Source organism: Chitinophaga arvensicola, from assembly GCF_900110835.1.
GTDB classification, from domain to species: Bacteria; Bacteroidota; Bacteroidia; order Chitinophagales; family Chitinophagaceae; genus Chitinophaga; species Chitinophaga arvensicola.
Window position 1 is genome coordinate 1,971,328 of the sequence record NZ_FOJG01000002.1, and the last position, 16,438, is coordinate 1,987,765.

A 16,438-nucleotide genomic window follows, 5' to 3' on the forward strand; every position below is an offset into this window, starting at 1 on the left:
ATTTATTTATTTAAGTCAAAAGTACGATCAAATTCATGACCAGGATTTCTGGAAGAGCTATTCTCAGCCCTTTTCCATTGTATCCTCACCTTTTCATATCCTTGATCTTTGGCATAATCTTTCATTGCATTAAGTGTTTCAAGCATTTCACGTGCTCCAAAAGCATTCTTTAATTGATTTCCATCCACGCCATCTGGATAAAAGAGTGTATTGGTAAATTCTAACGTTGTCCCATTTACTGTCTTATCTGCCATAAATCCTACAGTCAACCCATTGCTATATTTTACTTTCCCACCAATAATTCCGCCTTCTTCTCCAAGAATATGCAATGTAGGGCGAGAAGAACTTTCAGAACCTGTGAGATTCCTCCGCGCTATCTCCTTTTTGTATAAATAATCCTGACCGGAAGCATCGCCTTTAAGAATTCTATCTTGGACGCCTCTTAAATATTCATCAGACAATCCGGACGGATCCCTAAATTCTTCAATGTGAGACTGTGCATAAAAAGCTTTAGCTTTCTCCATTGCAGCCTGCTTCTGATCTATCCAGGATTTGCTGTTCTCATAATTTGACGTCTGAAGTGGTATAACAGTCAGTATAGCTGTCAACACAGCTGCTCCAATTGTACTGCCACCAATTCTTATTCCTGTAGAAGTAACTAATCTTCCAGCTGCATTAACTGCCATCCGTTTGCCAGCCTCTTCTGCTGTCCTGGTTACCACTATCGTTGTCGTTGTTGCCAAGGTAGCTTGGCCTCCGACTACCTTCAGAAAACGCGGCTCCTGATTACTATTAACTAATTCTAATCCATCAAAGTCTACTCCTTGTATAGGACTATTACTTGCGAACTGATATGGTGTAAGCTCTGGATACTGATAAGTGATTGGATCTACGCTCAAAAACTTTCCTATCCTCGGATCATATATCCTCATCCCATAATCCTGCTGATTCCCCTCTCCCTTCACATCATTATCATTCTCCTTCCCATTAAACCCATACCTATAACCCCCTCCACTCATCTTCCTACCCACCAGCTGCATTCCAAAAGGCGAATAATCCACCGCACTGCTAATCGCCACATCATACACGCCACCAGTTACTGTCCTCTTATCCGTTATCGTCGTCAGCACATTCCCCAGGTGATTCGTAATCTCGTACTCCCGGTTATTAAATGCTGTCCATAGTGCATCTTTAGTACCGGCAGCGCCCAGCTTCATGTTAGGTTTCCATACCCCCAGACGGCTGCTACCATAAAGATACTGTTCTTTCCATATAATGTCAGCAGACCCTGTTTTTTGTTCATAGGTAGCCAGAACATTACCTGTAGCATCCCTTTCATAAAAGGTAGTGGTGTAATTATTGGCGGATGTTTCCACTACTTTCCTGGACCGGTTACCCGCAGGATCATAAAAATACTCCGTTTTAAGTGTTCCTTTTTTAAAACTTTTGATTTTTCCTATAACATTCCATTCTATTTCTGATACATCATTCCCATCTTTTATAAGATTACCAATTTCATCGTACATGTAGGCATCACCGGCCGCATTTCCGATATCGCTGACTGTTTCTACAGCGGGGGCCTGATTCCCGATATCCATACCTGGATAAACCGGGTCTTTGATCCCATCCTTCACATACCTCAGGCGGTTCCGGGTAAGCTGACCGCCACCATTCCTGGGGTAGTTATAGGTGAGCCGGTCCATTGGTTGACCATCTCCCGTATTGCGGTTATATGTCAGAATATTACCACTGGCATCGTAGGTGAGGTCTTCCGCGTAGGGCTCCGCTGAAACATTTCCCAGCTCCCAGGTGGCGGCACCGCTCGTCATGGTACGCTGACGCATGGTTCTTAACCGGTTCAATTGGTCGTAGCGGTAAGCATACCCAACCGGGTTTCCACCATTAATTCCTTTCAACGCAAGCTCTGATCGGGCAATATTACCATTATACAGATCCTGTCCTGCTATATCAGCAGCGTTACCATTCCATGCTAATGTAAAAGGATTAATGCCAGATGGCGGCTTACTAATCGGAGTATAGTCACCCTTGAAGTAATCCAGTGTATAGGAAACCACATCTTTAGCAAAATTCTTCCTTGGTGCTGTTTGATCCGCATCCATACCCATATCGGATGTTGGCTGGAGATAGTTACCATTCATCCCTTTCAGCCAGCCTTGCAGTGTATAGGCATAGTCAATACCCTGCAATCTATCCCGCAGATACTCCATGCGGCTGAGCGGACCGTGTTTATAATAGTAATAGTAAGCGTCGGTAACCGGGTCACTTATTGCCCATTTGTCGGCAGAACCACTGCTGATGCCCGATTTTGCTGTTACCAGCCTGTTCTCCGCATCATAGGCATAGCCATAATAGAACTGATCGTCCTTTCCTGGCTGATAACGCACGGCATTCACTTTTCCACTGATCAGGTCATAATTATAATCTGTCTGCTTATAATCAGACGAGCCATTCCCATGCCAGAAGGTTTTCACATTGCCCAGCAAATCGTAGCTATAAACAAAATTATCCACCGTATATCCTCCTGTCGGGATGGAAACATACCGGCCCTGGGAGGAGACCCTGTTTCGCAGGTTATCCTGTGTACCCAAACCAGATGGCAGAACGGGACTGTCATACGTAGTATAGATACGTTCAGGATTTGAAAGAGCACCTACTAACAGATTCCCATAACCGTTAATAAACCCTGGCTCAAAAATACTGACATTGCTCAAAACTTCACCAGTCTCAATAATACGGCCCAGCGCATCATATACGCTATAGCTATAGTTATTATTGCGCTTCGCCTGTTTGGCATTCCGGGAGGCAATCAGTCTCCCTTTATAGTCATACCAGAAACCACTGACACCGGCATCCGGCGTCTTTTGCGTAGATACCTGGTTCAAAGACGTATAGGCATAATCGGTAGCAAGCCTGTGTTGGGGCTGTACCGGCACTGGCCGTACCTCCACGTTCGAGTTGGGCCCTCCCACCGTTCCGGGCGCGCCGTTGGCAGGTGTATTAAACCGCCCCCAGAAACGCTTCGCATCCTGACCAGCCACCAATGCCATACAAGGCTCCTGTGAATTCGCCCATATCTCTTCTCCGGTAAGCTGACGGTTATAAGTTCTCAGGTGTTTCAGATCACTGAGATCGTTGGTAATAGATACACCACCTGTACCCACTGTAACATCCCAGGCACAGGGCGCAGGCGGCGCTTTTGTATCATTATTCAGTAACCGTCCATTTACATAGGTATTCAATACCCCATCCATCAGGTTACCTGACTGCACCACCAGATGCAGCCAATTGCCGGCTGTAAAGGTGGCAATTGGTACCGCTATATCATTACTTCTCACGAAACTGACAGCATTCGTTTCGGGATTCATTTTGTAAATCGATACATAACAATAGGTATTACTTACACAGGTAGTAAAGAAATAATTGTTATTGGAAGTGGGTGTCAATACCTGGGTAGCTCCCGTTGGACGCCCTTTTATCCACATCTCTACTGCAACTCCCGTTTGAATATTTAAAGAACTGGTCAGTTCGTTCAATGCCGATGGCAAAGCAGTATTAAACGGATCGCCATTGTAATTACAGGCAAAGTCCGCAGGTACCTCAGTGGTCGTTTTATTCAGTCTTTCTGCACTGAGTACGTCTACCCCCTCCGGCGGCACTGTTCTTACCAGGTTACCCGCCTGATCGTAATAATAAAGGGTAAAATGATACAGCTGCTGCTGTGTTTTCAGATTGGCATTAGCTCTTGTGCCGGCACATACGGTGATGTATTGCCTGCGGAATTCCTGTCGCACCGAATCAATATACACAACATAACGGCGGCGGCCACCGGCTATAGCGCCGTCTATCATTTCCATCAGACAGGCAGCAGGATCAGGCGTTACTGACTTATATACAGGTTCATTACAAAGTAATTCCGATGTCCCTGCTGTTACTTTAGTTCTGTAGTCCTCGTAGTCTGAATAGCCAAGTGAAAAACCCCAGCGGTGGTTCAGATAAGTGGCCACAATCGTCTCATAGTTACCATCCTCTACACTGAGGCCACCATTCCATGGCTCCTGGTTAAGGGCAGTCATGGCAGCAGTGAATTCACCCGGAGTAATACATCCTTTTGCATTTACTTCCAGGAATACCGGCAGTGTCAACTGGGTTGCCAGCAGGTACCGGCAGTTGCCACAGCTTTTTATCAGCTGATCCAACTCCTCCTGCTTAAGATTCATCGCCTTGCCGTAGGTATCCGTTAGATATCTGAAAAAGGTACGACCAGCGCCTTTAATGTTATAATCGGCCTGCAATACACTCAGTCGGGCACAAATAGCCGCGTTTGTATTGCCGATAACCGCTTCTGAGGTTTGCGCTTTCACATTATAAGGATAAGGCCCGGAAAGAATCCATGGATTATTTTCCATCTTAATACTGCCGGCTCCCAACACCCCTAACATAACATCCTTGAAGGAACGGTATCCCTCAGCAGTAGCAGTAGGAACAGCAGCACTCGCGCCACTCAGATGAGCCGTGTCGCCGCCCAGTTTACATACTTCAATCAATTTCTGGCGAAGTGTTGTTTTTTGTGCATCACCATAACCACTAAGATTCAACTGCGACATCCATACATCCGCATTGTTGGCACAGTTGTCTGCCACCAGGTTGGCTATCTGCGCGAAACCGTCATTCCTGAGGGAGTCGGGGTTCATGGAGAACGTTTGATCATAGTCTATTCGCTCCATACGGGAAATCTTATTCCTGAACAAAGGAGAACAGCCACCATCGATCTGATAGCACGAAACGGATATTACTTTAACTTCCATTTCTGCTGCCGAGGGACTGGTATTATCAGGTAGGGCCGCTGTTCCTTCATAAACGGTTAAAGGACCACGAACATTGACAGTTATTATACTGTCCTTATATATTTTCAGTTTGAATACATATTCTGTTCCTTCAGCCAGGGGAGAAGAAAATGTGATATAATAAAAATATGTATTATGCCACAAGGTACTACCTGTCGTCACCACATAATCGGTTCTGCAATTCGGAGATGCAATGACCTTCGGCGGAAAAGACACCGCTCCACTATTCCTGCAATAAACAGAATCCACTTTTAATACACTCAGCGGAAGATACTGAGGCACACAGATCATCTTATACCGGTCTCCCGCATTAAAAGTTAATACCTCTGATGTATTGCCGGAACCTGTAGAATAAGTAACCCCAACACGGGTTTCCGTAGTAAAACGGTTTCCTTCGAAATTAACCCGGATCCGCTTTGATCCAGCTCCACAGGCATTAACCGTATCCTCTGCAAAAGAAAAATCAGTTACCGTAGCACAACTTTCTCCCAACACCGGAATCGGACGCCCTATCTTACAGATATCCCCGCACCTTGCATCCCGGATACGCTGATAATAGATTTCTTTCAGCTGGAAATAATACTCCGCATAAGCCAGCCATTCCCGGTCAGGTACCCGGCATTGCGCCTGTGGCACACAGTTATTCCACCTGGATACAAATGTCACATCTGTAGTAGCATTGGTATTTCCGGTACTATCTGCGCAATAGAGAAGATAGTCTACATACTGCCAGATATTTTTATTGTTAAAAGTGCTGCTTTTATACGGCGTCCTGTTCCTGGAATAATTATTAAGATCGCTGACAAAGCTGTTGATGTATGGCTGCGCAGCGTTGTTCGTCAGAAAAGGATCAGCATTCAGTAACCAGGTCGGATTATTACGATCATAGGTGCTGCCCACATATTTCGGAAGGTCGGATGCTTTTAAACACAGGGAAGTGATCTTTTCATCCCAACGCTTCACGGCAGACAAACTCTCACAGCTTTGCAATGCACAATACTCCCAATGGTAAGGCAGAAACAGGTCTGCCCATTCCGGCCGCCAGTTTGTTACCAGGTCCTGCAAGGTAAAGCTTGCATCGCAGGGGGATATACTCACGCCGTCCACCGTTACGATCCTCGTTGAATCATAACGTGCACCACCAACAGCATCGATTTTGAATACCGTTCTGAAATAAAGGCTCAATATATTTACCCCCTGCTCCAGTGGCCTGCCATAGGTGTCAAACTGTGCATATTGTCCACCAGGACTTACATCCTGTTTCAGCGTTTCTCTTAACTCCCTGCAAGGATCAGGCGCACAGTTCAACAAGGCAATAGTGCACCTCATCTTCAAGATGTCGTATAACGGACCACTCCAGTTATTTATCTCATTGGTGTACAGGGTAGCATTCACCTTATTGTCGGCAATCCGCTGCCATACCTTCTGTTGAAATTCCGCTTTTGTACCCAGCGCAACCTCACAGGTATGACAATCACTCACACATCCTGTAAAATCTGTCGTTTTCAGCTGATTGATGATAAAATAGAACTCCGGCTGCAGATTGGTATTACGCTTAATAAAATCATCGGTATATCGCTCAATTACATCCGGGTTCAGCGACAATTCAAAACGGATGCTATATTCACCGGCTTTTCCCAGGTCTACTATAAAGCTGTTTTCTACAAATCCTTCGTCCGCACAATTGGGATCAGGACTGCCAATCCTGATGGGTGTTACATTCCCATCTACTTTGTTATTACAATCATCATACACATCAATCTTGAGCTCATAATAACAATTGCTGCATATTTCTACTGCGTTCTCTTTATATTTCTTAATCAGTTTATCTATCCGGTACCTGATGCTGGCATTGTGATCCGGAACGGCACAAAGATAGGTAGCGTTACCTCTGAGTTTCAGTTCCTGCTGATCAAATACAAATGATTCCGGCTCCAGCACCGGTACATCTACCAGTTCTGTAACGCCTTTTGATACCAATGGCAATACATTATCGGGCGCTCCTCCGCTTAAAGCTGTGGCCACCGGTTTACCGGAAGAATTCAGATAACTCACACTGATCTGTCCATTGGGATCAATGACCATGTTCTTAAGAAAATGGGAAGCCTTCCCTGCGTTCGAACCAAAAAGCCGGTCCAACTCCCATTGTAAAGGCTTTCCATAAAAATACCTGGTACTATGATTCAATGCCTCATCCTGGTTCGGCTGCAACACCTGTCCTACACCACCTTTTACACGAACACGTCCGGTATTGTCGTTGGTATAGGCGGTGATAGCAAAAGGATAACCGCCTGCATCGGGAACATACTTTATGGCCGAATCAAGCGTCTTAAACGGATTGTTGCCTGAATAATACAATGCCGCACCGAATGTCTCTTTCAATGGTGCAGGCATCACCACGCAACTACCAGTGCTATTGTTATAAATATCGCGGTAAGAATATACTTTGCCGGCGGAATTCAGATTTTGTTTTCCATAATAGTTTAAGTTCGTTGCCTGGATCGGTGCGGGTAAAATATTGGCGGCCACCCTTCCAAACTCGTCGTAAACATTTTCCTGTAATATGGCATTCTTATCCGTGTTATTGATAGTCACCGTTTGCCGGTTCTTGAGTATCCCATCGAAATAACTGACCACTTCCTTCTTCTTTCCCCCCTCTGCATAGCTGGCGCTGAATTGCCAGTTAAATCCGGGTTGATGCCAGGCCAGATCCAGTACCCTTGCTATCTCTCCGGATGCCAGTTTTACCTGGTATACCCATGGATGTTCCTCCCGGAAACCATTTACATATACTACATACCGGATACGAAGCAACAGGTATTTACTGCTGTGCAACAGAGTGATATCATAATTGTGCTGATCAGTAGTGATACGGGTGGAATTATTCCGGAACATCTCTTCCAGCTGTGCATCGGTTATCGAGGAACGGTTTGCGGCGAGAAACCGGCCATTGACAGATTCCTCGTCAATATAAGTCCACTCCAGGTCATACTCGTTGCCTGGTATGATCTCATTCCAGTTAACATTCACCATACCCGTTAAAGGCGGCGTATTCGCAGTGGCTCCCATCGGCATCATGCCTGCTTTACCCTGTTTACCGGGAACTGCCCCCGGCTCACCGGATTTGAAGAATGCCGTCATCGACAACTCTTCTTCCTTATTAGAAGTATATTGCCGGTCCACTATCACCTCGCCTTTCAGCGAAAAAATCGCCGGTAGATCCGTACCCAGTTCTTTACTGGTGATATCGTTTACCGTTAACTTCACCTTATAGGCGTTGGTAAATGAATAAATATTCTCTCCCTGGTAAGACGCCAGCCAGGCTGTATCATAATTAATATTGATCCGTGCATGCTCAATGGTGATTGGATCGTCCTGGTCAGGCTGACTCCAATACTCGATTTTCAGATCAAGCTCACACTTAAAGGGTTTATCGATGCTATAGGTGGAGTCGCGGTACAACCCGAAAGTAATTACGTTATTTACCAGCTTGTTATTGATCGATTTCCAGTCAAAGGCATCGTTCCGGAATTTTTCATCCTTAATAACAAGGGTATCGCCTTTCTTTATCTTTCCCTGTAACAGCTTCTGGTATGATTCTACCTGTGCACCGGCAGTGTGAACCGTTCCAAACATCAGGAGCAGTATCCAGCATACACTGTAAATAAGGATATTTAATTTTCTATAACCCATAGGTAAAGGGCATTAATGGTGAATAGGTTAACACTTAAAGCGTTGATATCAATCTGAAATTATTATATGCTGCTGCAGGTTTCCAGCCATCAGCTTCTTTTTGCAGATAGGTAGATAACTGAAGCCGGTGGTCATCGGTAATTACCTCGTTCCATTTATTAAAAACCGTGGTGATCTCACGATCCAGCTTTCTGTTAAGCGGATCTTCCAGGTTAGTCAGACGCATATAAATGCTGTTTAACTTTCCCGCGCTATGGTCATAGGTAATCTTTAATTCCTTACAGGTAACATGGCGTTCACAAAGCAGCTGTATGGTTGTTAGATTATCCGTGTGCGTGGTATTAATGGCATAGCTGTCGCTTTCCCAAAGTGAAATGATACTGTCTACCGGCAGCTGTGGTGCTGCAATGACCTCTTTCGGGGGCGAAACAAACAACTTTTCAATGCCACGGTTAGCCGAAATACACATGCCCTCCAGTTGTACCATTTCATTATCCCCGAGTTGGTAGTACATCTCCGCTTTCCGTCTGCAATAGTTAAATGTGGCATTCACATTTTCTGTCGGCTCTGCCGGATCTGTGATGCGGATGCTTCCACCCATGTCGATCACTGACAACGTATCGATACGCCTGTAAATAGCAATCACCTGCCGGAGCAACTCCGCATCCCCGCTTTGAAAACGGGGAGTTTCTTCTGTTACTGACTCCGGTGCATTCACGGGATGCCACCAACTGCGCAATAACGGCCTGGCGCCTATGGCCAGTCCTACAACCATTACGGCTGCCAGGAATAAAACGATAAACTTTCCATTTATATAATACTTTTTCATCTTTCAATATTAAAACGGTTAATTCTGCGCCCTGTAAGAAGAGCGGTTTTCTTTGATAGTCATGATGCCACGGTCTGTTTCCTTCTTTAACCTGATCAGGGTACCCTCATCATCATACTCATACAACGTCGCCAGGTTATTTTCATCCAATTGCGCCATGAGCCGCTGGTTCTTAGGATCGTACGCAAACGTTTTAATACTGCCGGCAACAGGTAAGATCCGTATATCGTCTATCCTTGTTGCGCTGCTGGCAGACAGGGTTACAGCAGTGGTCGATGCAGTAGCACCAGCATAAAATTTCAGCTCTACCAGTTTCCACCCTTCTACCGAAGCTTTTACGGTGAGGCGCTGGTCAACATCATTAATGCTGACTTTCAGATCGGAGGTACTGCCCGCAGGTTGCGCATCTTTTACCCACGCAGAAAAGATATACTCTGAATAAGGCTTTGGAGCAAATCCCGCCGGGTAAACATAAGGCCTGGTAGTACGCATATAGTCTCCAAGGCTAGAAAGGTCCAGGTAAGGCACCGTATGGTGTACATTTTCGTGTGGATGCGTATATAACACCAGCGGACTGTTTAGCTTCAGACTATATTTACCGGTATGGGCAATCTTGTTATCCAGCCAGTCTGTATACTGCCCCTTGTCGCGGATCATCACAAACATATTGAAGCTGTCTTTCGGGCTGCTATTTTCAGGAATAGCAGTCACCCGGTAAACATAATCTTCAAATCCATCATAGAATATTTCCCGCTGCATCGCATTGGCAGCAACGGCGGCGGTAAGTGTATTATTGAAGCTAAACAAGGCGCTTTTGAAAATACCCAGCGGATCTTTCGACTCCTGGCCATTGCCCTGCGCATCAAAAAGAGTAGTGGTACCTGTGCCCACCCATTTTTCATCGTTTACCGAGGTTTGCTTCCAGGCATTGTCTGCTAAAGAGAAGTACCAGTAAGGGGTAAAGTTCTGATAAACCCCACCTTTCCTGATGTCCGGAACAGATAACTGCTGCCCGGTCCTGTTCACCAGGAAGGCTTTCTGTTCTACCGGCCGCCAGTTGCCCAGGAAACCGTACAGAAAAGGGTTAACCTGGAAACGAATAGGTTTTGTATAATGTTCTTCACTTATCAGGGTTCCTGCTTCTCCCTGGAGTTCCTGTACGTCAGCCGGATAACGTATCAGATCCTCCGATGAATAAGCGATGATATTTGTATAATTGCCGGTACTATATAATTCGTAAGCTGATTTATTATAGATCTCTGCTGCAAAAGAGGCTTGAACATCGCGGGAATTACGGCCCATAATCCTGAAATGATGTTTGCCAGGAAGAATGTCCGGTAGTTCGACAACATGCCATTTTCTATGATTACTTAGTTTCTCTTCTATCAGCTTTTTCCTTAATATCCCATCTATATATACATACACCTCATCATTACCAGCCAGACCAAGAGAATAGCTTGCAGCAGGTTCCAATGTTATATCGGTACTGTAAGAATACCATAGAAAATTATCGCGTGTACCCTTATTCCTGGGATACATCCCAATGGTGTTTAATCTTCCGGTATAACCGTTCCCTCCCCAGAAATAGCCTGTCCTGTTGCCGTATTCTGCACCTTCCGGATTGTAAAAAGTGGTTCCCTCATTTCCATCTTCGGGATCTTTGAACTTCGCATAATCAGGACACATGAGGTCATTTGCATTAGGCTTTCGTATAAATACTCCCCTGTCCGGCCGCGCATAATCGTATCCCTCAGCAATGCTATCCTTCTCAAGCCGGGCGCCCCAGGACTGATCGTACAGTGTTACATTGGCATCGAGTACTGCCATAGAAGCCAGTTCGTCGTCCGTATCTGTTGTAAAACGGAAAGCACCGTTTTGCACCGGGTTCTTCAGGCACACCACAGAAGCGCCGGGAGCAGTCAGCTGGTTACGGTACCCGGAGCGCGCCAGTTTTACGTCGCTCTGGAAATTAATCGCGACCTCCCCATTCCTCCTGATAATTTTATAGGACGAGGCCTGGTCTCCCTTTGTCAATGTTTTTATCACCCAGTAAGTGGAGTCCTGTTGGTTAAGATCAATCAGTTCATCTCCTGGGGTCATAAAGCCGTTATAGGCGGATGGAATTTTGCCTTTAGCATCCGTCCTGAAATTGCGGATAACAGCATTATTATTTTTATAGGCGCCAGACATCCCGCTATTCATCCAGTAAGCCGGCATATTTACCTGGTACACGGGATCATCAAACTCGTTATTGATAGTAGTGACCACCGGATCGCCGGTAACCGCATCATACAACGTATTTTTCGTAGTAACAGTAGATCCATTGATGGTTTTCACTACCCTGTCCAGTACCCCGGAGTATTGAACGGTTTTTAATACAGATGCCGAACGAAACAGCCGGTACTCATCATTCTGACTCATAGGCCAGTGTGGGATCACCCACGGTATAGGAAACCCGGGGATCATATCCATCCCCTGACGGATCGTACGACCGGTGTTGCTGGTTTCCTCTTCCCGCATGTCCACCATCATTTCTATCTCCCTGCCGATAACCTGGTTCTGCATAACCACTCCTTTTTCATTCACCACATCCACATTATTCACAAGAGCCTGTGTGCCTGCACCCAATGGTTTTGCATTAAAGTAGTAGCTGGTATTGGCAATTTCTGCACCTGATTGGTTAAATACTCTTTCTGCTTTGGGCTTTCCATGCATGTCATTTAACTTCACCACATACCCCTGCGATAATACCAGTTCATGCGCTACATTGGAGCCGATAAAACTGAACCAGCCCTTGGAATCATAATTATAGGTCTCCGGACTTTGATCATAGCTCACCTGTACCGGGAAATCCCTGGCTGTATAGAATTCATGTTGTACCCATCCTGTTTTTGGTGCTGCATCTACCACCCCGCTGGCATTCAGATCTTTTACCACCACTTTACTATAACCCACTACAGGAGCAGGAAACAAGGATTCACCAAAGGGCTTCTCCAGGTAATAATAATTATTGAGACCACCCTTTACATCTTCTGTATAGGATACCGGTAAACGCAGCGGGTTTTCATCGCCACCTACACCCGGCTCATAACTGGCTACACCACTACTGATCGTTTTCCCATTCCAGGTAGTAGTATACGTATATTCCTGGCCGTAAGTAGCGCCCGTTAAAGGCTCACCACTGATCGTGTTCCAGATATCTGATATGGTTACACGCTTTACCCTTGCTCCACCTCCGGGTTTCATTCCATCCACCCTGGCAATACGGCCAAAACTCTTTTTCAGATCCACACTGCGGGCAAACCTCTTTCGCTCCGCTCTTTTATAAAAATTGCCCGTTATTTCGCGGAGGTTACTGATAGAGTTTACCAGGGCGCCCAATGCGGCCTGGATAGGCATATCGTCAGATATCCTGTTCTTGTAGCCGGGATATGCATACTTGGGATACTCTAATCTCATTTTCTGCCAGGCAGCAAAAATGAAAGGATTCGAGGTTACATTCCCCTCACTCATCTCTTCAAATATAACTGCCACATCTCCACCTCCTATATCCAGCACCTTATCCACCTTTGCGTAACAAGGAATATAATCACACTTTTCTTCAGATGCACCATTCTCCACTCTATCTGTGACATTCACAAATAGTTTGGCATAAAAATCCCTTTCGGAATTCAGGTAACGCGCAATAAAATCATTCGTTTTATCTCCCTTCAGCGGTTCGTTGATATGAATCAGGAACCCTCTCGCATCATAAAGATTCTCTGCCGGCGCACCTTTATCATTTACCAGCTGCTTCAGTTCCACCATCTGCATCGCAGGCTTATCCTGTACATAAGCATAGTCACCGGATTCATAATCCACATGCATTTCTCCACCCGTGGGCAAAGTGATATCTGTTAAATTCCATGCACTGGCATTCTGATCTGCCATCGTCTTATCCTGAAGACTATAGGGAAAACGATCATTGCTTAAGTTATTCAAGCCAGATTTGGGAAGCTTATAATTACCCCATCTGTCGGTAGAGAGATAGCCATAATCAGGATTCGCGCCCATATATCTGAACGTATAGGGAAAATGCTGCCCTTTCGTAGATGCACCATAGGTAAAATACAAACCTGTTAAGGTAAGTTTACCACTATTGGCATCCATCTGATTTGGTACTTTTTTGCACAGGGTATAGTCATAGTTGAGTACCACTGTTTTTATGGGCGTGGTAAGATCCTTCTTTGCATACAGCCGGATTTCCTTCAGGCAACGTTGTTTACCGGTTGCTGTTTTGTCGATATCGCCCATGATACCTGTAACGCCCAATGCATCCTTTCTGTCATCCAGCAGGAAATACATGACCTTATTCTTTGTCTCAATGGAATTCAACAACCATATTTCCTTCTCCCCGTATACAATGCTGCTTTTATCATCATCAGTATCCGCATTGAGTGCTTTGTTGTACAAGGCCATTCTCGGTTTCATAGGAGAACGCCACTTATAATTACTGTTTACCCGTGTGTAGTTAAACTTAATAGCGGTACCCAAATCGTCATCTGTAATACCATTCCCCGTCACATCAATATAGTCAGGCGACAATATAGCCGACAGCAGGAAAGCAGATGCATATGCAGGCTGTGTTTCTTTATGAAAATATTTATCAATACCGTAATTGTGCTGAATGCCGCCATCAGGCTTCAGCGAAAATCCAACCAGGTTATTGTTTTCGTCCTTCGGAGCATTCGGATCTGTAGCAAAGGAATATTCTTCCTGCACCTTGTTATAAACCGGCAGACTATACACCATTCTCTTCCCATCATCGCCGGTAACCGTAAATTCAGAAAGATGTGTACCATACCTGGATTCTATTACCGCAGAAGGCGGAGCCGGTGTAAAACCTGCCACCTTATTCTCCCGGTAATCTTCCTTCATTTTTATCACCCCGCCTTTGTATGTTTCTGATGCCGTGAGATAGGAAATCGCATTACGTCTTACCTGTCTCGAATTCTTTACCAGTGGCGTCCCATAGGATATCGGATAAGTATTGTTATATCCGTCTTTCAGTTCATTCTTAGCCTTCAGTCCATCTAAAGACACATGCACCACGTCTTCTCCATTTATCAACGACTCATACCGGCTGTTGCCTATATTCTTCTCATCCATCTGCTTGAAGTAGGCATGCTCTTCTTCCGGGTTAGTATCACTATTCCTGTAATCTCCTACTTCATTAAAATAGTTTTCCTTCTTCCACTTGCCGGTTTTGTTGGATATATCCTGCTTGTAAAATGTTATCCCACCATGAAAGTATAAACCAAAACCCAGATCTACACCAAGCGTAGTGGTGTTATTCACATCGCTGACAGCCGGATCAAATACCACCCCTGTACCACCCCGGTGCAGACGGAACTGGCCACTTCCTGTTTGACTGGAATAGGAAAAAATATCGGCTGTGGCAACAGGAATGGCAATATTGGGCATATTGGGAATGACCGCATTGTCCTTTTCCCGCATAAAATCCATTACAGCGTTGGGCACGTCCTTACCCCGGTTAGCATATAGGTAGCCATAAGCAGGATTGGTATTAACCCTGTTCAATATCTCGCGTTTATACCGGTAGCCGGTAAGTCCTGCGCCGGCAAAAGCACCCGCGCCCGAAGGACCCACGTCTATACTATAACTGCGATTAGTAGACCGGTAAGGCACGCCGATGTGCGGATAAAAAGGCGGAGTATTGTAAGTGAACCCGATACCACCTGCGTCGAAACTGGCCGAACCCGGGTCACCAAAATAGTCTCTCGTTGTTAACCCGAAAGAGCCGGTCAGCGTAAGGCTTTTAAGCCCCTGACGGGTGTTGTAGCCAAGATTGGCCGACAACCCTACGTTAGTGGTTTTATTTTCGTTCGACTTATCATACAATGCCAGGGTGATATTAGGCGTTACATCCACACCATTGCTGGTATTGGACATCAGGCCTACGCCCAGTCCGGGCGTTAAACTGCCAGTCCCTCTTGTAAGCGAGATACCGGCATTTATGCCAAACTCTGCTCCTATACCCGTGTAAGTATCACTAAAAACGCCGAGCGACAAAGATCCTTTCAGGCCAATCAGTTTTGTACCTCCAAAGAATTCTGCTTTAACAGTTCCCCGGCCACCAGTGGTTGTTTTAGGAGCAGTATAATGCTCCGTGATCACTTTGTCGCCGTTCATATCATCCGGAATGCCTCTCAGGCTCCGGTTGATGGCGCCCACATTGAGGTTCCAGCCAAGTCCCACCCAACTGGCCTCATCATCCATTCCTACACCCGACTGGTAATTTAAATTGATGGGGTAACCATCAATGTCCATCAGCGGAATATTGTATTTAAAAGCTCCTGTAAAGAGATCTACCGTTTCGCTGGTACCAGCTTCAACAAACTGTTTGCTTTCCGGTTGGGAAGGACCGGTAGTAAGTGCCCATGCAGCACAGGGCATAAATATCTGGAAGGCAAGCAAGCCTAGAAAAAAAACTGCAATGGACTTTCTGAAAATCATGTTTCCTGGGATCATAACCTGCTGCTTAATGAGTCAATACTATTTATGTGTGCTACCTGGAAGGGAAATACCAGTTTATGATGCGTATATATCCAATCATTCATCACGAAATACAACACCTCCGTTCCTGACGGCACCGCCCTCTTAAAGGTGGTTAGGTACTCCGCAGAAGAAGTGCTTCCATTCGGAATTCTCTGTGTGAACTGGGCGGCAAGCGTATCGCTTCCGGCCACCAGCCAGAACAGGGTATCTACGCTGACGGCAGGCATTACCGTTTTATCGTTGCGCGCCGAAGCTGGTAAGGCAACATTCAACTTAAAGGTTATTTCTCCTTCCGCATCCGGATTTTTCCTACCCAGTATCCGTTCCCATTGAACCGGCAGATAAGTAGCCTTAACGGCCACACCTCCGGCATCCTGCTCCTGTACCAATGCACGACCATTGTTGGCGTAATAATTTTTTATTTCTTTCTTTGCCGGATGACAGGCCGATATCATCAACAATATCATTCCGGCTACGAGTAAATATTTCATCG

At 45.6% G+C, this 16,438-nt stretch carries 4 protein-coding genes; all 4 read right to left on the reverse strand.

Features of this window, described 5'->3' with window-relative positions; genetic code table 11:
* Positions 1-2: 2 nt before the first annotated feature.
* On the reverse strand, positions 3-8,558 hold the full coding sequence (locus tag BMW79_RS25360; protein WP_089899664.1) for an RHS repeat-associated core domain-containing protein: 8,556 nt from the start codon (positions 8,556-8,558) through the stop codon (positions 3-5).
* Positions 8,559-8,592: 34 nt separating this feature from the next.
* Positions 8,593-9,387, reverse strand: a complete 795-nt coding sequence (locus BMW79_RS25365; protein WP_089899667.1) for a hypothetical protein — start codon at positions 9,385-9,387, stop codon at positions 8,593-8,595.
* An 18-nt stretch (positions 9,388-9,405) separates the two neighbouring features.
* Positions 9,406-15,843, reverse strand: coding sequence for a hypothetical protein (locus tag BMW79_RS25370; RefSeq protein ID WP_143059268.1), 6,438 nt, complete (start codon positions 15,841-15,843; stop codon positions 9,406-9,408).
* Between the two features lie 71 nt (positions 15,844-15,914).
* Entirely contained in the window at positions 15,915-16,436 is a 522-nt protein-coding gene (locus BMW79_RS25375) for a hypothetical protein (RefSeq protein WP_089899673.1), read from the reverse strand.
* Positions 16,437-16,438 lie beyond the last annotated feature (2 nt).